The sequence below is a fragment of the Pseudomonas bubulae genome (genome assembly GCF_037023725.1).
In the GTDB taxonomy this organism is placed as follows: Bacteria; Pseudomonadota; Gammaproteobacteria; order Pseudomonadales; family Pseudomonadaceae; genus Aquipseudomonas; species Aquipseudomonas bubulae.
On record NZ_CP146077.1, the window covers coordinates 3,354,345 to 3,373,089 of the forward strand.

18 protein-coding genes and 8 pseudogenes are annotated in these 18,745 nt (G+C 50.2%); 14 read left to right on the forward strand and 12 right to left on the reverse strand.

Annotation, left to right across the window (positions count from 1 at the left end; translation table 11 throughout):
• Positions 1 to 276 precede the first annotated feature (276 nt).
• A complete protein-coding gene (locus V6L81_RS15220; RefSeq protein ID WP_198823140.1) occupies positions 277 to 1,233 on the reverse strand; it encodes an aromatic alcohol reductase in 957 nt (318 codons plus the stop codon).
• Positions 1,234 to 1,329: 96 nt separating this feature from the next.
• On the opposite strand from V6L81_RS15220, the gene V6L81_RS15225 reads away from it, so the two are divergent.
• Positions 1,330 to 1,788, forward strand: coding sequence for a helix-turn-helix domain-containing protein (locus tag V6L81_RS15225; protein WP_046809916.1), 459 nt, complete (start codon positions 1,330 to 1,332; stop codon positions 1,786 to 1,788).
• 24 nt (positions 1,789 to 1,812) lie between these two features.
• Here the strand turns inward: V6L81_RS15225 and tnpC are convergent.
• Positions 1,813 to 2,454, reverse strand: a pseudogene (gene tnpC / locus V6L81_RS15230) (IS66 family transposase); the annotation flags it as partial.
• Between the two features lie 274 nt (positions 2,455 to 2,728).
• On the opposite strand from tnpC, the gene V6L81_RS15235 reads away from it, so the two are divergent.
• The 4 genes and pseudogenes from V6L81_RS15235 to V6L81_RS15250 all read left to right on the forward strand — a co-directional run.
• A complete protein-coding gene (locus V6L81_RS15235) occupies positions 2,729 to 3,193 on the forward strand; it encodes a thiol-disulfide oxidoreductase DCC family protein (RefSeq protein WP_046809914.1) in 465 nt (154 codons plus the stop codon).
• A 153-nt stretch (positions 3,194 to 3,346) separates the two neighbouring features.
• Entirely contained in the window at positions 3,347 to 3,907 is a 561-nt protein-coding gene (gene folE / locus V6L81_RS15240) for a GTP cyclohydrolase I FolE (RefSeq protein WP_046809913.1), read from the forward strand.
• 36 nt (positions 3,908 to 3,943) lie between these two features.
• Positions 3,944 to 4,654, forward strand: coding sequence for an SDR family NAD(P)-dependent oxidoreductase (locus tag V6L81_RS15245; protein ID WP_198823138.1), 711 nt, complete (start codon positions 3,944 to 3,946; stop codon positions 4,652 to 4,654).
• A 14-nt stretch (positions 4,655 to 4,668) separates the two neighbouring features.
• Positions 4,669 to 4,837 (forward strand): annotated as a pseudogene (locus tag V6L81_RS15250) (metal ABC transporter ATPase); the annotation flags it as partial.
• 69 nt (positions 4,838 to 4,906) lie between these two features.
• Here V6L81_RS15250 and V6L81_RS15255 read toward each other — a convergent pair.
• Positions 4,907 to 5,110 (reverse strand): hypothetical protein, encoded by a 204-nt coding sequence (locus tag V6L81_RS15255; protein ID WP_082113429.1) that lies wholly within the window; start codon positions 5,108 to 5,110, stop codon positions 4,907 to 4,909.
• A gap of 623 nt (positions 5,111 to 5,733) precedes the next feature.
• On the opposite strand from V6L81_RS15255, the gene V6L81_RS15260 reads away from it, so the two are divergent.
• On the forward strand, positions 5,734 to 6,180 hold the full coding sequence (locus V6L81_RS15260) for a thiol-disulfide oxidoreductase DCC family protein (protein ID WP_198823137.1): 447 nt from the start codon (positions 5,734 to 5,736) through the stop codon (positions 6,178 to 6,180).
• A 532-nt stretch (positions 6,181 to 6,712) separates the two neighbouring features.
• Here the strand turns inward: V6L81_RS15260 and V6L81_RS15265 are convergent.
• Positions 6,713 to 7,492, reverse strand: a complete 780-nt coding sequence (locus tag V6L81_RS15265; RefSeq protein ID WP_046809910.1) for an EAL domain-containing protein — start codon at positions 7,490 to 7,492, stop codon at positions 6,713 to 6,715.
• Positions 7,493 to 7,869: 377 nt separating this feature from the next.
• Here V6L81_RS15265 and V6L81_RS15270 point away from each other — a divergent pair, with 377 nt between their 5' ends.
• Positions 7,870 to 8,331 (forward strand): PAS domain-containing protein, encoded by a 462-nt coding sequence (locus tag V6L81_RS15270; RefSeq protein WP_198823136.1) that lies wholly within the window; start codon positions 7,870 to 7,872, stop codon positions 8,329 to 8,331.
• Between the two features lie 654 nt (positions 8,332 to 8,985).
• Here the strand turns inward: V6L81_RS15270 and V6L81_RS24220 are convergent.
• Positions 8,986 to 9,423, reverse strand: coding sequence for a methyl-accepting chemotaxis protein (locus V6L81_RS24220; RefSeq protein ID WP_404824673.1), 438 nt, complete (start codon positions 9,421 to 9,423; stop codon positions 8,986 to 8,988).
• Between the two features lie 99 nt (positions 9,424 to 9,522).
• Positions 9,523 to 10,338, reverse strand: a pseudogene (locus tag V6L81_RS24225) (PAS domain-containing protein); the annotation flags it as partial.
• Positions 10,339 to 10,585: 247 nt separating this feature from the next.
• Here V6L81_RS24225 and V6L81_RS24230 point away from each other — a divergent pair.
• From V6L81_RS24230 to V6L81_RS15290, 4 genes and pseudogenes are all read left to right on the forward strand, one after another.
• A pseudogene (locus V6L81_RS24230) lies at positions 10,586 to 10,809 on the forward strand (DUF393 domain-containing protein); the annotation flags it as partial.
• A gap of 176 nt (positions 10,810 to 10,985) precedes the next feature.
• Positions 10,986 to 11,319, forward strand: a pseudogene (locus tag V6L81_RS15280) (cryptochrome/photolyase family protein); the annotation flags it as partial.
• A gap of 330 nt (positions 11,320 to 11,649) precedes the next feature.
• Entirely contained in the window at positions 11,650 to 12,195 is a 546-nt protein-coding gene (locus tag V6L81_RS15285) for a thioesterase family protein (RefSeq protein WP_046809907.1), read from the forward strand.
• A gap of 231 nt (positions 12,196 to 12,426) precedes the next feature.
• Positions 12,427 to 12,579, forward strand: a pseudogene (locus V6L81_RS15290) (DUF2946 family protein); the annotation flags it as partial.
• 16 nt (positions 12,580 to 12,595) lie between these two features.
• On the opposite strand, the gene V6L81_RS15295 reads toward V6L81_RS15290, so the two are convergent.
• Both V6L81_RS15295 and V6L81_RS15300 read right to left on the reverse strand, forming a co-directional pair.
• The gene (locus V6L81_RS15295; RefSeq protein WP_046809906.1) at positions 12,596 to 12,892 is read right to left on the reverse strand and encodes a hypothetical protein; all 297 of its coding nucleotides are present in this window, start codon (positions 12,890 to 12,892) and stop codon (positions 12,596 to 12,598) included.
• Positions 12,893 to 13,050: 158 nt separating this feature from the next.
• Positions 13,051 to 13,611 (reverse strand): annotated as a pseudogene (locus V6L81_RS15300) (recombinase family protein).
• Positions 13,612 to 13,952: 341 nt separating this feature from the next.
• Here V6L81_RS15300 and V6L81_RS15305 point away from each other — a divergent pair.
• Entirely contained in the window at positions 13,953 to 14,405 is a 453-nt protein-coding gene (locus V6L81_RS15305; protein ID WP_148561553.1) for a hypothetical protein, read from the forward strand.
• 547 nt (positions 14,406 to 14,952) lie between these two features.
• Positions 14,953 to 15,092 (forward strand): annotated as a pseudogene (locus V6L81_RS15310) (IS3 family transposase); the annotation flags it as partial.
• A gap of 686 nt (positions 15,093 to 15,778) precedes the next feature.
• On the opposite strand, the gene V6L81_RS15315 reads toward V6L81_RS15310, so the two are convergent.
• The 4 genes from V6L81_RS15315 to V6L81_RS15330 form a co-directional block, all read right to left on the reverse strand.
• Complete coding sequence (locus tag V6L81_RS15315) at positions 15,779 to 16,147, reverse strand: hypothetical protein (RefSeq protein WP_130871444.1); 369 nt, start codon at positions 16,145 to 16,147, stop codon at positions 15,779 to 15,781.
• A 49-nt stretch (positions 16,148 to 16,196) separates the two neighbouring features.
• Positions 16,197 to 16,601: a DUF6957 family protein gene (locus V6L81_RS15320; RefSeq protein ID WP_130871443.1), complete on the reverse strand. Its 405-nt coding sequence runs from the start codon at positions 16,599 to 16,601 to the stop codon at positions 16,197 to 16,199.
• A gap of 112 nt (positions 16,602 to 16,713) precedes the next feature.
• Positions 16,714 to 17,442 (reverse strand): metallophosphoesterase, encoded by a 729-nt coding sequence (locus tag V6L81_RS15325; RefSeq protein WP_130871442.1) that lies wholly within the window; start codon positions 17,440 to 17,442, stop codon positions 16,714 to 16,716.
• A gap of 3 nt (positions 17,443 to 17,445) precedes the next feature.
• Complete coding sequence (locus V6L81_RS15330) at positions 17,446 to 17,949, reverse strand: hypothetical protein (protein ID WP_130871441.1); 504 nt, start codon at positions 17,947 to 17,949, stop codon at positions 17,446 to 17,448.
• A gap of 326 nt (positions 17,950 to 18,275) precedes the next feature.
• Between V6L81_RS15330 and V6L81_RS15335 the strand changes: the two genes are divergently transcribed.
• The gene (locus V6L81_RS15335) at positions 18,276 to 18,734 is read left to right on the forward strand and encodes a helix-turn-helix domain-containing protein (protein ID WP_130871440.1); all 459 of its coding nucleotides are present in this window, start codon (positions 18,276 to 18,278) and stop codon (positions 18,732 to 18,734) included.
• The last annotated feature ends 11 nt before the right edge of the window (positions 18,735 to 18,745 follow it).

Sequence of the window (18,745 nt, forward strand, 5' to 3'; positions counted from 1 at the left end):
TCTTCAGCATAAAGCGCGAGTAACGCCAATTTCATTAACTATTACGGTACAGAAGCACATCGGCATAGCCGAATACGCGTCTCGGGAACCCGGGGCGATTCAATAGATAGTGAAGTAGGACGCTTCAGACCTTGGCAGATGGTGCGGATGAGATAAAGATTCGGTCGTCTTGGATTACCAGACCCGTACTCCGCGCCTTAGCTTCGGTCATCAGCACCCATTATCAGACTGAGGAGCTTTTTAGCAGGTCAACTCCCAGCGCTAACGTTCGTTCATCTACTGCCCTTGTGCTGATGAGGTTGGCAGATTTGCACGTGCCCACTCCTCAGCGGTCGTGACTTGAATCGACTGCAGCGCGTTGAAAGTGCCTGCTTTAGGCCAGGCCACACCTCTGCCCTGAGCGAACACAGCACGGTACTTTTTGATGTGATGCGTTGGGTCTTTCTCCAATTTTTGGAGCAAGTACGGAACAGTCCACACGTTACGTTTGAACGGGCGGCCCAGTACACGTTCGAGGAGGCTCGCAACCTCTCCGTACGTTACTGTGTCTCCCGAGAGATACACAATCTGATCGCGGATGCGAGGTTCGAAGAAAACAATTTCCGCTGTCAACGCACCAATGTCGTCTGGAGTCGTGAGCGTCACGCTGGTCTCAAGACTGCCTAGCGCGTTCACGGTATCGTTTTCGAAGTCAACCACCTCGAATACTGGCTCGAACAGAAAGCTGGTGAACATACCCGTCGAGATGATTACCCATTCAGTTTTATCCTGGGCACGAAGCAATTCGCGAACATCAAGCTGAGCATCGAAAAGATCCTGAGGACTGCCCCTACCGATTACCTCGAAGTCGACACCAAACTGCCAAGGGAAGTAGCGCTTCACACCAGATTTGAGAGCAGCGGTAGCCAGCTTCATTGGGGTTTCACGGCCTGCAACCATGCCTGCACAGCCTATTAGGGTATCGAAACGTGCGAATACTTCAGCCAACTGATCGATTGAGTCATTCACGAGGTCTGCGGCTACCATCTGGATGCCGAGTCCCAGAAGCTCATCGATTTCGACCTTTTTCTCGTGTACTTGAGTGTTGATGGTCGAATCCCTGAGCAGAACACTGATTGTGGAACCGGGCGTGCGCTTTGCTACTCGCGCAAGATTGCGCAGAACCGGCAGCCCAAGCTCACCGGCGCCTAGAACGAGAATAGATTGGGGGGGAAACTGGGTCACTTCGGTCATGATTTCTCCTGAGACCTGTTGCCTGTAAGATGAACAAATGCTTGCACGATTAGGCGACATTCGTAAGAAGGCACACCTGTGATACCAGAGAAAGAAATGACCGATCAGGAGGCTCTCAGCCAGGCAGAAACAATTTGCCGAACGCTTAGAGAAGACGATGATGGCGTCAGACGAGAAGTGCTTGCTCACGCAGGCAGCCGTTGGTCGTTAGGTATTCTGCATGCCCTAGGGGTGTACGGCACGATGCGCCATGCCGAAATAAAAAGGCAGATGACTGGGGTGACTCAGCGGATGTTAACCAAAACGCTACGCTCCATGGAGCGGGATGGCCTAGTGGTTCGGCGGGAGTTCGGTGAGATTCCGCCACGTGTCGAGTATGGGCTGACGCCGCTGGGTATGGGGCTATTGATGCGCATGTCCCCTATCTGGACTTGGGTTGTCGAGAACGTTGAGGATTTCCGCAAGGCGCGGCGTATTTTCGACAGTCAGGATGACAAAAAACCTGCATGGCAAATACCTACATCGACACCGTTAGACTCAGAAGCGTCTGACTGATGACTGAATGTAGCTCACAGCGTATTAGGAACCCTGTGCCCATTGATTCGGTAGTAATTGGTCAATCGCACTGGCCCTCTGTTTCGGCAACCGCGTAAGTACATCCTTGAGATACGCGAACGGATCATGCCCGTTCATGCGTGCCGATTGAATCAAGCTCATAATTGCCGCCGCTCGTTTACCGCTACGCAGTGATCCGGCGAAGAGCCAATTCGAACGGCCAAGGGCCCAAGGCCGGATCGTATTTCCGACCCGGTTGTTGTCGATGGGCACAGCACCATTATCGAGGCAGCGCGTCAGCGCTACCCAGCGTTTCAGGCTCTAATCCAGAGCCGTGGCCGAGGCCTCGGTCACAAGTTCGCGCTGAGCCAGCATCCACTCATACAACTTCTCCGCGATGGACATCGCCATTTCTTGGCGTAATCGCCAGCGATCTTTATCGTTCATCTATTTGGCCTTCCGTTCAACCTCGTATAGGCCTCAGATTGAGTGCAACGACTGTTCGGCTAGTTGGCTTTTGTTCGCCACCTGCAGGTCGAAGAACTTGCGGCGAGCATGGGCCATGCAGCCGATTTTGGTGATGCCACCTTCGAAGCCGGCCTTGTAGCCTTCGAAGTCATCGCAGACCAGCTTGCCGTTCCAGGTGACCAGGAAGTTGCGTGCATGCACTAACTGCGTTTTAAAGGGTTTGGAATAAGAGCTACGTTGGCGCATGGTAATCCTCGCAATAAGGGTGATCGCGTCCGCTAAAAATTAGGCGGACACCTTCGTCCTTAATTCTGGAATTCTGAAGGTATGTTCACCGGGCGCTTACGAATGGACGGGCGATCCGCTTACTAAACTGGGCGTGAGAGTCCATCGCGCGGCAACAACATAGTGCCCATTGTCAGTCCGCTTCTTTCAGCATACCCTGCATAAAACTTATACAAGATCATTACATATGTACAAGAAAGTGAATTGGCCGCTGACGCTGTATTTTGACGGTGAATGCCCTCTGTGTGCGCGCGAGATCAAGTTCTTGCAAGGGCGCGCCGCAAAGGATCGACTGTTTTTTGTGGACATCAGCAGCGGTGCATTCGATGCCAAGGCTCTCGGATTCACGTTCGAGCACATGCAGTCCTCGCTGCACGCCTGTTTCGCTGATGGGCTATGGGTAACCGGCCTGGATGCCACCCTGTGGAGCTGGCGAGCCGCCGGCTTGGGTTTTTGGGCAACGCCACTAACGTGGAGTGTATTCCGCCCGCTGCTTGAATTCGGTTATCGCCTTTTCTGCCGCTTACGTCCCCATTTGGCTTGGTTACCTCATCCAGATAGTGGCCGCCGCTGTGTCGATAAGCGTTGCGCGGTGCCGACGTCCAAACTCGCGTCAGACGAGCAGTCCACTTTGAAAACAAAGCAGACCTAGAAAGATCCACTTTGTAATGCGCCGACGAAGAGCATGGGTCATAGCTGATCTGACGACCCTGTGTTATCTGCGTCAGATCGTGCGCAGCAGATAGTCTCCTATTGCCAAGGATTGGCTGACACATAAAGCGCAGCAAGGCTGCGAGGAATCAACATGACCACATCATTAGCCGAGCATTACAGTGAAATTCTTGTCGGCGTAGGCGAGAACCCTGAGCGTGAGGGACTGCTGGACACCCCTAAGCGCGCAGCCAAGGCGATGCAGTATCTGTGCAATGGCTACACAATGAGTCTTGAGGAATTGATCAATGGCGCATTGTTCGAATCGCAAAACGATGAAATGGTCATAGTGCGAGACATCGAGCTGTATTCATTGTGTGAGCATCACATGCTGCCCTTCATCGGCAAGGCTCATGTAGCGTACATCCCTACCGGAAGGGTACTGGGCCTGTCAAAGGTGGCCCGAGTGGTGGATATGTTCGCCCGTCGCCTACAGATCCAGGAAAACCTGACCAAACAAATTGCCGACGCCATTCAGCACATCACCGATGCCGCCGGCGTGGCGGTGGTCATTGAAGCGAAGCACATGTGCATGATGATGCGGGGCGTGGGGAAACAAAATTCGGTGATGACCTCATCCGTGATGCTGGGCGCCTTTCGCGAGTCCTCCTCTACGCGTCACGAGTTCCTGCAACTGATAGGGCGACAGGGTTAACACCAACAAATCGCATCAGACTGCAGGAGAGCCTAGATGAACAGTCCCTTGACGATGAACTCCCTTAGTGAGGGCTATCGTGCCCTCGTAATAGGCGCCAGTGGGGCGCTCGGCTCAGCGTTTTGTGAGTTGCTCAATCAGGATCCACGGTGTGCGTATGTTCGTGAGTTAGGGCGCAACAGTGTTCCCTGCCTCGACCTGGAGGATGCCGACAGTATCGCCAAAGCGGCAGCCGAATTGACTGAAGAAGCACCGTATCAGTTGATCGTGCATGCCGCAGGTCTGCTTCATCGCGACGAAATAAAGCCTGAAAAAAGTTACTACGCGATTGAAGCAGACGCGTTGCAGTCGGTATTTCAAATCAACACGTTTGGGCCTGCTCTGGTTTTGCGTCACTTCTTGCCGTTGCTGGACGCTCATGGCGCAATGGCGATGCTCTCTGCCAAGGTGGGTAGCATCGGCGATAACCGCCTAGGCGGCTGGTACGCCTATCGTGCCTCCAAGGCAGCACTGAACATGCTGATTAAAACGGCGGCCATCGAACTGGCACGAACGCGGCCTCAGATCCGCTTGTTGAGTCTTCATCCCGGCACCGTCATCTCGGGCCTGTCACACCCATTTCGTGGTGCCTCAGCAGCCAGGCCGGCGAGCATTGCTGCCCATGAGTTGTTATCTCTGATTGACCGCTTAGAGCCTGCTGACAGCGGCAATTTGTTTGCCTATAACGGAGAACGCCTTCCTTGGTAGGCAGGGAGTGAACCTTGAATCTCCAGGCGCTGACCGAAAGGGCCACGAATGGGGAAGTACGCGAATTGGAGCAGTTGTCGCTGGAGGGCGATTTTTATCTGGCACGAGTCAGGATCGATAAGGGCCAGTTCACTTTGCTGGACGAATTAAAAGAGGCCTATTCACCTTCGCGCCATCGGTCATGGCATCTCAGATGCCCGGTGCCAGAGGTAAGGTTTAGTACATGAAAGCTCCTGATGTTTACGGTTAAACCTAGCGTACGTCGAGGTTCTTTTTGAATCCCCGAAGGTTCATTATGAAAAGGCAAACTTGCAGCACGATAAGAGCATAGGCTTCTACGTATACCCCCCAAGTCACCCACAATATGTTGCTCAGGCTAAAGCATACAAATCCTGTCATCCGTCTTGCTGGTCGTTGAGACCCGATAAGCCAGGCGGCAAGCACCGTCACAAACATCGCAGGCCATTGAACCCAATCTAGATAAGCCAAGCCTTTAACCCCGTTCCAAATGGCGATTTACTATTTACGCAGCGTCGATATGGCAGGCTCGTCTGGGCTTCTAAACCCACACCTCTGTTTTTTGCCTTAGCTTCACTCTTCTTATGATTATTTTTCTTCAGGCATCATTAGACAATGAGAGTAAGCACCTGACGATTACACCCTATGCGACATCAAGCCATCGATTGGCCAATTAAGATACTGCACAATACTGCGTGGGATTCCAGTGACGCCTTAGGAACAGGAGCGAAACAAACACATAACCGCGATCAGGGGGCATGCCAACCACTTCTTGACTAAAGACCGCAGCTGGACTCAAGACTATAAGACAGTGGGCTACGGAGTGGTAAGCACCCATCCGGCGAAGTCGGCGCAAGCGAAAAAACCAACAACAATATCTCGCCTGACTTCAGCCAGTGACATCATCGGCAATAGTAAAAGCCATGCTTACTATCTTCCTGAAGGTTGCCCAATCCACGACAAGGTATCCTCGAGAAACCAGATAACCTTTGAGTCAGAATCCGCAGCTAAATTGGCGGGCTACGGGAAAGCAGGAAGCTTTAAATGAGACAGCAGCCCAGATGACTATGGAAACCGAATCCCCTGCCCCGTTCCTACAATCGGGCGACACAGCACTGCTATTCGACGGCACCTGCAAGCTCTGTAACGGATGGGCGCGATTGATTATCCACTATGACCATGCTTATCGAATTCAGCTCGCTGCGGTTCAGTCGCCGGAAGGCCAAGAGCTGTTGAGGTGGGCCGGGCTACCTCTGGACGAATTCAACACCATTGTTCTTATCTCCAACAACAAGGTGTCCATACGTTCTGAGGCGATGTTCGAGATTTTGAGTCGCCTGGATGCACCATGGCGCTGGCTAAAAGCTGCTCGAGTCATGCCGGCAGCAATGCGGGATTGGATGTATGACAAAATTGCCCTGAATCGTTACAGGCTTTTCGGAAGATATGACTCCATCCATCTTCCGACCGCCGATCATGATCGCCGTTTTTTGAAAAAAAATCGGTAACCATGGACTCTAGATACTCTAGTAGGCGTAGCATAGTGGTACTGGCCAAGACGTAGGCTCAGGAGCATAGCTCCCCTCATTTTGCATGATGGAGTTGAAAGTGACAACTTGCCACATAAGGCCAAGTATTTCCAGGTTCAAGCTTTTAGAGATGAGTTCGCAATAATATGCGTCTATTGCGTTAAAACTGGTGGCGAGGCGTTTGGTGAAAGAGTGAGGCAAGCGCTAGATCAGGCGAGTATTAAAGCCTAATTGGGCTTAGCTACGATAAGTACAAAAACAACATTTAATCAGCACTGAAACTCGCGAACAGAAAGATACACGAGTAGAAAAGACTAAAAAATTCAGCGCAACCAGGATTTAATTTGAGACGAAAATAAATCTCGAATTTTGGTATGTCCGACACCAGAAACTATATTTTAGCTTCAGGTCATCTGCGTTTTTTCACCATATAATTAAAGCATATCATAACACCTCTATTTAATTTATATCCTAATCGGTTTAAATATCGAGAAATTGGGAAAAACCTGCATTAGGAAAAAATCGCAAGTGCCAGTCTGGACGTATCAGGTCTTGCAAATAAGTATCCCTGCATAAGATCTACCCCTAAACCGAGCAGTGTATCACTCTCCTCACAGGTCTCAACACCTTCGGCCACGATCATTATATTTAAACGTTTTGCGACTAACACCACACCTTCAACTATTGCAGTTCTAACCGGATCTTTATCGATATTTCTAGTAAGCGCCATATCAATTTTCAGTACGTGCGGCTGAAACATAGCCAATAAATTTAGACCCGAGTAACCCGAGCCGAAATCGTCGATTGAGGTAGTAAACCCTTGACGTTCGTACTCTTCGAAAATTCCCTTTAGATGAATAGGATCATCGACACGCTCACCTTCGGTCACTTCGAACATGAGTCTTTCTGGAGGAAATCCAAATAGCCTGGCGGCCTCTAGAGTTGCTCGAATGCAGGTCTCGGCTCGATACACGGCATTTGGCAAAAAATTGATGCTTAGCTTACATTCTGGAATGCTCAGCAAACCTAATTGCGTCGCTCTCTCGATAGCCTTGACTCGACATGCTTGGTCAAAGCGGTATCGGTTTTCATCATTAACCTGATCCAAGATGCTTGCCGCCGACTCACCGTTCACCCCGCGTACAAGGGCTTCATAGGCAAAGGTTGTGCGCGTTCTTACGTTAACGATTGGCTGGAAAGCCATTATGAAATCGAACCCCAACCCATCTATATTTTGGCACTCTGTGCAGCCGACTGACACGACCGCAGTGCGTACGATATTACGGGTCATGGCTGATCCTCCAATTTCAAGCGAGTGTGAAGCTACATTTTTTCGAGATTTCACTGAGTTATCGGTACGAATCTAGTTTTGCTGAAGGCTCATGTTTATCGCGTGCAAGGCAGCAACGAAATTGAGCCTATGGCCCTGATTTTACTGACACTATCAACCTGCTTGCAAGCGAGGCATTTGCAAGAGAGTGCAATTACCTTGACCGTTCGGCGGAGTAACCTTGACGGCATTTAGTTTGGCACACTGGATCGATTTAGAGAAGTAATCAGAAATGATTTAGAAATTGATTCCGCAGCGATAAAAATATTGCATTGGTACCTCAAAAAGTTAGATCCGCCAGCTATTATAAAATTTTAAACTCTCAATGGAGACTGAAGGTGATCGACGCAAAACTACTGACACTAATGATTGAGACATCTAATGATGGCATCGTTATTGCTGAACAGGAAGGCGATGAGAACATCCTGATCTACGCTAACCCCGCCTTCCAGCGCCTGACGGGTTATGACGTTGACGACATCCTGTATCAAGACTGCCGCTTCCTGCAGGGTGATGACCGAGACCAAGCGGGCTTGGCCGTTATCCGCGAGGCGATAAAGATGCATCAGCCCTGCCGGCAAGTCATTCGCAACTATCGTAAGGACGGCAGTATTTTTTGGAATGAGCTATCTATCACCCCAGTATTCAACGAGGAAGATCAACTTACCTATTACATCGGTATCCAGAAGGACGTTAGCGTCGAATTTGAGGCTAGCAAGCGCGTGCATGAGCTAGAAGCGGAGGTTGCAAGGTTAAAAACTCAATTGGCTCAATCGCAACGTGAATCGCCCGAAGCGTGATAGCACCTGAATTGAAGCTTGGTCTGCGTCGGCGTATAGAACATCATCGACACGAAGATACTCATAGAGTGCCTTCCCAAGACGATAGACAATACGTTCGTCATTATGCTGAAACTCGGGTAAAACCTGCTGTTTGAGAGGCTATATGATGCTACCTGTTACACCCGCGCTGCGGGCAATGGGCTCGTGAATTTGCCACTCTGCCTGGGACTTCCACCAAGATGCAGTGACCAGAATAGCCAGCTCGGTTAATCGAAGCTCTAAGCGAGTACCGTATCTGCAAAACGCACCAAGCCTTTGGGCATGGCTGGCAAGCTCGGGACTTTGAATCCATGCTCAAAACGGGCCATCAAGCTTGCCTCGTGGGCCGATAAGAATTTCTCTAATGACGGCTCTTTGTGATTCGTCCATCTGATCTTCAGAAAGCGGTGTGAGGCGCGATTGTATGGCCATATCTAATAATCCTTTAGGCGCCACCTCGCAGGTAGATTTCTAGAATATATTCGCAGCGTTTTTTCTGATTTTTGGATTAAAACTGCTGCTCGCATGAAACCGCCTGCAATAGTTTAAATTTGCATAACTCAACACTGGAAAAGATGAGGGTAGCCCCCATCTGGCGGCTAGGACGCTTCGCATTCCGGCGTGACATACTTCCTAAGCGATCTGATTTGCGAATTTTCCTACGGCGTCGACCACCCTCATGGCACCATCCTGAATTTCTACAATTACCTCGCCTGCCTGGGTAGCTAATTCGAGGCCCTGCTCCGCTTGGGACTTGCTATTTGCCATCTCACCCATGGTCTCATCGACCAGTTTCTGATTTTGCAAGACGACAGACGCAATTTCTTCCGTAGCGGTACTGGTGTGCCCTGCCAATTTCCGGACTTCGTCAGCGACGACAGCAAAGCCTCGACCCTGCTCACCTGCGCGGGCAGCTTCAATTGCAGCATTCAATGCCAACAAGTTGGTTTGTTGGGCGATGCCGCTGATAGTTTGGATGATCGAGCTGATCAACACTGACTGCTTTCCTAGCGCTTCGACGCCAGCGGAGGCGACCTGCATATCGACCGCGACTTTGCGCATGGTGTGCATAGTATCCTTAACTACGACTGCTCCACGCTGAGCAGTGACATCAGTCTGCTGCGAGATTTCAAATGCAGTTTGGGCTGCCTTACTGACCTCTTGTTCGTGGGTAACTTGGTCGGTGACAACGGTCGCAAACTTAACCACTTTGCAAAGTGCTCCTTCAGTGTCATAAACCGGGTTGTACGTAGCTTCCAGCCATACAGTTTGACCACGACTGTCAATTCGTTCAAATCGGCCTGCGACAAACTCACCCTTGTTCAAGGTTGACCAAAAATCCTTGTATTTCTGGGATGAAGCTGCCTCTGGCTTACAGAAAATACGATGGTGACTGCCTTTAGCTTGGCCCAAGCTGTAGCCCATCGCTTTTAAAAATTGGTCATTAGCCATGAGCACATGCCCCGTGAGATCGAACTCGATCACCGCCGTCGAGCGAAGTAGTGCATCAATGAAGGACGCGTTTTCGGATGCTTTTTCCACTCGAGAGGTAATGTTCGTCGCATGGCAGGTGATATGACTCAACCTGCCAGCGCAATCAACTATGGGCTGCCAATGTGCATGCAGCCACACCAACGAACCGTCAGCATGCAGGTACCTGTATTCGTCTGAGATGGAATTACCTGCGGCTACTGCTGCGCGAAAGTTATGAAAACACGGAAGCTTGGATACGTATTTCGGAACGATATCAGCCATGGCACGACCTAGAAGCTGATTCTGGGTGTAGCCCAAAGCATGCGCAAAACTTTCATTGCATGCGGTAATTTCGAAAGCAGAATCAATAATCAGCGTAAGCATTTCTCGATTTAAGCCGTCGCGTAGTTGACGCAGCTCCGACAGCTCCGCTGTTTGAGCCTGCAGCTGATTCTTGATTTTCTTATTGAACATGCGAAACCACCTGTTGAGTGTTAATGATTCTATCGGCATGGTCAGTTGCACTTTGAGCCATGAGACGAGCGAAAGCTGTACGGAACGGAATGACACTGTCAGGTTGCTAAGCTATCTTGACTTGGCGTACTCCGTCGAAGCCCGAAAGACAACCTCAGATCCGCCATAAGGCACCGCGAAAAAACTGATTTCGGGGTGAAAGTTGGGGCCGCTCCCAGCTTTGAGCTTTGAGCTTTGAGAATTTATTGTAAAATAACTTATACAAAATGAATATCGCTGTACAAGAATTAGAGATAGCGACTACCCCCTTTATTTTGAGGGTGAGCGCATACTCTGTGCACGAGGAGCAAGCTCCTAAGTGCGCGGGCAACACAAGATCGTCTTCTATTTTTTGAAATCAGTGACGCCTTCGACGCAAAATCTCTGAGGTTAGCTCTCATGCAAATCGAGTCATCACTGCACGCTAGGGTTGACGATGGAACGTGGATCACAGGCTTGGACGCTGCGCTTTTGTAGTAGCAGATGCTAAACAAACTCCAGGCAGCCAAACGTCGCCTGTCGGAGGTGTTGATGAAAAAATGCTAACTGCCTGTGCCTGATCTTGGGTGATCAGCTGTCGTTCGAGCTCGCCTCACTGCAGAGCTTGAATGACGAAAGCTATACGGTGCTAATGGTGGATGTGATGAGAAAGCCAGCCATTACTTAACGGCGGCGGGAGCCCTGTAGGAGGCGCTTGGAACTTTGATGCTGAAAACCGAAAGGCGCTATCTAAGGGCGTAAGGCACCCGTAACCCGCGCGCTTCGCACCTGACGCAATCACTGAAGATGCCCTGTCATTGGTGCTCAAGTTATTCACAAGCCACTATGGCACTCTCAACACGTTCAACTATCCGGTTAACCATGCTGAAGCTCAGGCCCTCTGGCCTCTGGGATTACTTCCTCGAATAGGGTCTGGCAGCCTTTGGCGACTATCAGGACGCAATGACGAGCAATGAACCGTTTCTGTTTCATGTCCGGATACCTGTACGTCAGTTCGCAGCACTGAAGGCTGATTGTCGTGATACAGGTTGGCTCAAATACTTCTGAAATGAGCACAGGTTCGCCTCAGACGGCGTGATTGACTAACATTCTATCGCCCATTTCCAAATTGGATTAAGGAGTTCGTGATTTGGATGGACGGCTATGTCGTAACATCCTAGAGCCTAGACAACATATAGCTCCCATAGAAGCACTAAGACGCAGCATTAGTGATCATAATTTACTTTTCATGCAGATTAAGTCATTTACAGTCCTACCTAGCCCAAGCCTAAGTCTTTAGAGTGCACCGAACACTCAACTATCGGCGTCATTATGAATCTCTGGTTTCGACTTCTCCTCATGCTACTGCGGCGACCTTGGCGCAACCCGGCACAAGGACTGGAGTCAACCGTCATCCGAATGCGCGTATGGCCACTGGATCTCGATTTCAATCGACACGTCACCAATGGCCGATATTTCACGCTAGCTGATGTCGGACGCATGGATTTCGTTCTGCGCAGTGGCGCATATCGAGTGGCGATTAGAGCAAAAGCGCTACCAATCGTTGGTGACACCTGGGGTAAATTTCGTCGTGAGCTCAGGCTCTTTGAAGCGTTTGAAGTACACACCAAGATGCTGGGCTGGGACGACAAATGGAGCTTTATGGAACATCGGTTTGTGAGCAAAGGCAGGGTGATCGGAGTTGTAGTGATGCGGGGTCTATTTCGCTCAGCAAAAGGGATTATTCCACCAGGCGAGTTTGTTCGAGACTTGGGATTGCCCGAAAAGTCGCCAGCGATGCCGCAATGGCTGACATCGTGGTCAGAAAATTGCGATGTCATGAGCAGTGAACTCAGAGACGAAGAAAAGCATCAATGATCGATCATGCATAAGGTACGGAAATGTCCAGACGTTACATTTGAATGGGCATCCCAAAACACGTTCAAGCATACTCGCAAGATGTGCTCGCAGGCCTCTTACTAGCTACATTCTCTCTACGGCGAATTAGCGCAGTTGTGAGGCTGTTACATCGCCACCGAACTCTGGCTAAATGCCATCCCCTTTGCGGCAACTTAATTCATGTCTTCGTTGAAACGAATCAGCACTTGAATAGCCTGCTCGGCAGTCTTACTGAACATGCTCGCCATGCCGCTGAGTCATGCTATACAAACCTGGGACGTGCGGCTGATGCTTTGGGGCGAGTTCTGCTCTGGCGGGAGTTCGAGTGTCCTGCCTAAGGATCCTGGCAAGGTGATTGATGCCTGTAGATAAAGAACACTCACTGCACAATCTCTTCGGCCTGTTGTATGAATTTGGCCGCCTGTTTTTCACTCAAGCGATCGTCTTTGACTAGCTGCCGTAAGCAAGTACCCCAGCCGGTTAGACCGGCGCCACCATGGTCGGCCAGTTGTTTTCCTAAGCGGTAAATCATCTGCCGCTGCACATCTCGGTCATGCGGCGCGATCTTTTCAAAGTTGAGGGCGCGAAACACGGCCGTCGTTAACAATCCTTCGGCTGGGTGGGCCGCCCGTAGGTCTTTCATGCAGCGTTTTAGTCGCCCTTGCACAAGAGGCATGCACGGTTTCCTTGTCCGAGTCAGTGACCGACTGCTCGTAAAGCCAGTAGCCATGGGGGTGGCGTACCAGTGTAGGGGGCTGTGGTTTCCGTGCCCACAAAAAAAGGCCCCAGACTCTTATCAAGTTTGGGGGCCTTTGGACATAAGCTGCGTTCAATCTATTTAGGCAACGCACGGTATAGCGTGGCTCGATGCACACCCAAAAGACGTGCAACCTCGGCCACTGATTTACCCTCATTAATCAACCTACGTGCTTGGGTTATCTACTCAGAAGTCAAAACAGGCTTTGGCCCAAATCGAACGCCTTTGGCTTTCGCAGCAGCTCGGCCAGCACTGGTTCGCTCGCCAATGATAGAGCGCTAAAAGTCAGCAATCCCGGCGGATATCGTTAAACCATGCGCCCAGCTGGAGAGGTGGTGTCGGCCCAAGGCTCAGCAAGTGAACGCAGGCCTACACCTAAATTTTTGAGTCGTTCTGAAATGTGGAGCAGGTCGGTTGTTGACCTGGCCAATCGATCCAACCGCGTCACGGTCAATACATCACCTGGTCGCAAATGATCGAGCAGCGTCTCAGTTCAGGACAGTCTTGCTTAGCCCCACTGACCTTTTCTTCAAGGATTCGCTGACAACCATTTTGCCCTAGGGAAATCCGTTGCTGCTCCAGATACTGACCTGCGTCGAAACCCTAGCGTAACCAATCTGCTGCCCTGCATGTTCCATGAAGCACCTGTCGCATTTGTTGTCGCAGGTTGTTTATGACGTGCGACAGATTTATGCGACAAGTCACAGGCAGCAAATCCAGCGGCAGAACCGCTGCCGCACAAATTAGGAGTAAGGCGACAGTTAAGGCTTGCCGCAACGTGTAGGCCGGGCCAAAAGCAGACAGTGGTGCATCAGTAATGATGCACCCATCACTGTCGCGCTCGTACGTAGTACTGTCGCGCTTAAAAAATCATCTTTTAGGCTGATCAAAAGATTATGTATGGCGATGAAAAGTTATACGACATACACTCAGCTATTCTGCGACAGGAATGTCGCCTAATAAAAAATAAGGAGCAATTATGAAACTTATCGCAGCATTCACAATTTTGTTATTTGCATTGACAGGATGCGCTACAACTGGGAGCCAATCACCACAGCAAGCCGCACAATCTGCGGCAATTTTATTTGAGCAACAAGAATTCAATTTAGTTTGGGTTCCCGCAGCGAATAACGGCATATCCGGAGCTATGGCATCCGCTCTTATCGGAAGTGCAGGTTTAAACTCTCCAATTGTTTCAAGCATCCACCAAATAATTGCCCCTGCAAGCAAAACTGATGTTCGTGTCGCCATCTCAGGAACTAATAGTTCTTTTGCAGCCAACTCAGCTATTGCAGCTTTAAGTAACACATCATACATGCTTCCTAAACTACAACTTGCATTTGTCGGCTCGAACTCAGACGCCGGGGCAGTTCGTTCGGCAGTTGAAGCTAAAGGCGGTAAATTCTTACACTCCACACCAAATGGCTCCTAACTAGCTGTTCAAGTCGTACGCTTCGCTCACTGTGACGGGCTAAAGCCCAATGCCTCGTTACACGGGCGCAGCGGCTCCAGCCCCGCATGCAGTCACGCCACGAGCACATCCGACGGATCCGCAAAGCCTATCGAGCGTGCTCTGCTGCCTGAGAGGTGTTTGCTGCATAGGCGGATTTACTACAGAGGCACATCGCATCCCTCAAATAGTCCCAGGTGCTGCGGTTTGGAAAGCTTCGGCGGGGACTTTCTAGTGATTTGCGGCTCTGAACCTAGCTGGATTTACCAAACAGCCGTGTTATTCGCAACGCGATCACTCGCTAGCAACTCTCCAGACCAGACTGTCGTGTTCCAATCGCCGAAGACGGTAATTGATCACCCCGGATTCGCTAGACACCTTAGAGAGGCTGCTTATGGCCGGAATTAGCTTGCGGGTGTCTAGATAAATCGGGGCGATTCAATCGACCAGTCGGTAAGAGAAGGTGATAAAGCGAGTGGACGCTATGTCAGCGTCAGTCAACAACCATGTCGCGTTCGCCATGGTGACCATGTCGGTTCAGCAGGCGCAACGAGACATCAGCCATTATTTGATGCATCGCTACAACTGGATACCCATCGTCAATTCAATGGCGGGCTGGCGCCCGCTCAGGCCGAGAAAAAACTTAACCTCGTGTCCGGGATTAGTTGACCACTACATTTAGGCTGAGGTATCCCATATCGACCTCCGGGCTAGGAAATTACTTGCTGGATAGCACTGTCTGTATGTTCCACAATGTTCAAAGACCTCAGCGATAGCGTGCACCATCATTGAAATCGTGCCTTCGCGCTAGCGCCTACAAAAAATCATCCTACAACAAGCGATTGATAGCCTCGGCACATACATCACTGTTCTGAGAGCACACCTTGAGCACAGCCACCGCACCCAACGATTTCAACACACTGATCAATGCACCAAAATTTTCGGACGACCCGGTTGGTCGGCGTCAAATGAAGCAGTGGCAGCTCATCGCGGAAGACATCTACAAAAGCACATCCACAGAGACGTTGCTCCAAGCTAGAGGCAGAGCTGAAGGCTACATTCATGGCCTTGTGGACGCAGGGCACTTACAACGAGAGACCCCGACCGTGGCAACCTCATTTTGAATATTATCCAACGGAGGCGTGAGTTTTTGCAGAAACTGCTGAACGAGTTCGGTTAGTGAAGAAGGGCTAACTGTGAATCCGTCCGATGGAAAAATGAGCTTCACTGGATAGCGACAGTTTGAAGCGCTCCGCTCGTCTAACTCGGAGCGCTGCTGATCAAAACCGTAATAGCCATCCAGCGTTCATCAACTGCCATGCAGTCATACTGCCACTACGCCAGAGATCAAGTATTCAATCTTCTGATTTGAGACGTTCACATGATCGAAGCAACTCAAGAAAACTACGTCGCCCTCCCCCACGCTTAAAGCTACCAACGAGGTAATTTCCCTCCCCCGTGTCCAAAATCCAGAAGCGTCCTTCTTTCCATGCCCTTTGAATTTTTTTCGTGCAAATGATTCCGCCATTGGCTGTTCGATACGCGTCATCTTCCTGAAGCTGATCGAAGAACACCCCAAGGCACCTATCTTCTATGATCACCGCATCGCTGATAAAAGCCGTAATGGCCACGGTGTATTTTCGAAAACTCGCCTGTACAAGACGACTCAGCTGAAAGTCACTGAGATACTTACTATGAAATTCAATTTCAATGATTTCTGGCATCCGGCCAAAGCTCCAAAATTACACATTATGTATATGTGCTGACCGTCGATTACCCGGCTTTCATGGAAAAAGCAGCGCCAATGCTTGCCTCTTTTCTCAGACCTGAACCTAAAAGAAGGTAGACGGTACTCTTGGTTTCAAACATGCAGCCTTCAGTGAAGGATTTTCCGAAGTTACTGCGTACCCACATGCCAGATTGAAAACGACCTTTACTGTCTAGGACGATTTCATGAGCGAAAAGTGTCGCTGGAAGTAGACCGAGACTCGTAAGCTTTTCCCTTTCAACCGGCGTCACGGTGAGATCGATTAAGATCCACTTTTTCACTACACAGAATGCTTTGCCTGGAAACATCTTTGCTGCCAAAGAGATCAATTCTTCTTCAGAGCCCTGCCAGCCAAGCGATTCATCTCCGGTTCCGTAAAGTAACTGCGAGATTTCATTCAAAGTGACCATTCAAAAACCTTAGATTCACACTAAATATCAACCGTTCGAGCAAACTCGCAGCCGCTAGTTTTGATCTATCAACTCCGAGCTCATGGAGGACACTGACGAGATCTATTCACCATCAAACCACTACCAAGTACTCAGGATCGAAGCCTGTGCTTTGACCCGGATAACCGCGCGGATTGGAAACCACTCGGCACCCATTCTTGAGGAAGTCTGCTGCAAAATGCGTGTGCCCATGTATCCAAAGATCAGCCTTAGTAAGTAACTCTGACCAATCGTTCGCATAGGCTGCAGCCAGGTGTCCGGGGTGATCGTCACCCAGATGATCCAACACTGGTGCATGGTGTGTGACCACCACTGTTTTGCCATCGAAAGGTCTATTAAGCTCTTGGGTTAACCAGCGGTAAGCTCTCATCGATTTCGCGACTAAGTCGTCTGGACGCAAGCGCCTGTAATCCAAATCGGCTCGAATAGCCAAGAAATCGTTCATCGAATCCCATGCAACCCGCTTTGCCGCAACCACATCACCCGTAGCCGAATAATCCGTCCAGGCAGTTGTGACCAAAAAGCGTGTGCCATCGAGAATGAGCATCTCGTTTTCGAGTACATGCACATGGGGCAATGCAGCGTCTTTCATCTTTAACAGTGTGTGACCTATGTGCCCGCCGTAGTACTCATGATTACCGCAGACATAGATAACAGGGCACTGGAATGTGTCGTTCGCCCATGAGACTCCGCGCGATTTGATATCAATATCGCCGGCGAGAATCAGTACGTCCGCGTCGGTTGGGTCGGGATCGAACCGAGCGAACTCGAGGTGCAGATCTGAATAGATTTGTAGTTTCATGGATTAACCTGCTGCCGTTGTAGTGGCAGAGCGATTCGGGGTTTGATAGTTGGTGCAATGGAAATGCTTCCCGGCGGCAGTCATGGCGTCGTAGATCGTTCGAATATTTCTGAGCAGGCCTGCGTCGATCACGCCGGGCGAGCTGCTGTAGACTGCTCCGCTATCGACTTTATGAAGCAGTACGCACTCACCGCTTCTGTCGTAGCCGACGATTGCACTGATCAACTTTTCCATACGTTCTAAAGGACTCCCATTCATCCAAGGGGAAGTCACAACCTGAACCACCTCAATCTTGTGCTCTGGGCTCCGCTGCGAGAGTAGGTGTGTCAGCATCGAAGGGTCTGATGGCATCAATTTTTTGAACCGAGCCCCTGCTCCTTCACAAATTCGAAAGCGAACGTGATACCAAAAATCTTCCGAGTCTCGCTCGACCATCCGCCAAGCCGAGCGGCCAGGCCCGGGAAAACCCGGTAGGCCGACAAGACAAATTTCATCTGAAATAAACATGATGGTTATATCCGTACATCAATATTTCGGTTTGAGAGCTCTTAAAGTGTGAGTGACACCACCCGCCATAACACGCTCTGCGGCGCTTCTTCTGCATTCAACGAGCCTGGAAATGTGGCTTTCGGACGAAAAGGAATGAGTCCTTGCCGACTTTTTGCGTCCACTCATCAGGTGTCAATTTATGCCTAATGTTTTTTGTTGCATCATTCTTGAAAGTATGGTTTAGATAAGAAGAGCATAACGATACCAGACCCATATACTCGATGTACAGAGTAGCTGGGTCTTTAATTTGCTGGCCTTATCCTCCGCTTTGAGGACAAGTCGTCATGCTGACTCAGAGTCTCGCGGTGGTGCTTCGCGCGCTACGAAAAACTAGAGAGCTCACTCAGGAACGACTCCCCTCTAGTAGGAGCTACGCCTTTGCCCTAGAGGCAGGTACATCGAAAAATATATCGCTAGGGAAGCTACGGGAGCTTTCAAAAAGCCTTGAGATCACTCCCCTGGCGCTTATGGTGTTATGCGAGTCTATCGAGAGTGAACAGGACTCTCTGGATGTCATAGGCAAGCTGAAGGAGGAGCTTCGTCAACTCCGCTCGATCGGCCTAGATGAGGAAATACGCGAGGAGCAGCGAAGCTCCAGCCTCGTATCAAAAGCCAAGGCTCGCGAAATCGCTGACAGCAAGAGACTCGCTGTCAAGCGACTCAAAGAGGAAGGCAAATCAAGAAAGGAAGTCGCCGAAGCACTAGGTATATCAAAGTCTTCTGTCCAGAGATTCTGGGTTTGATTATTTCCAGC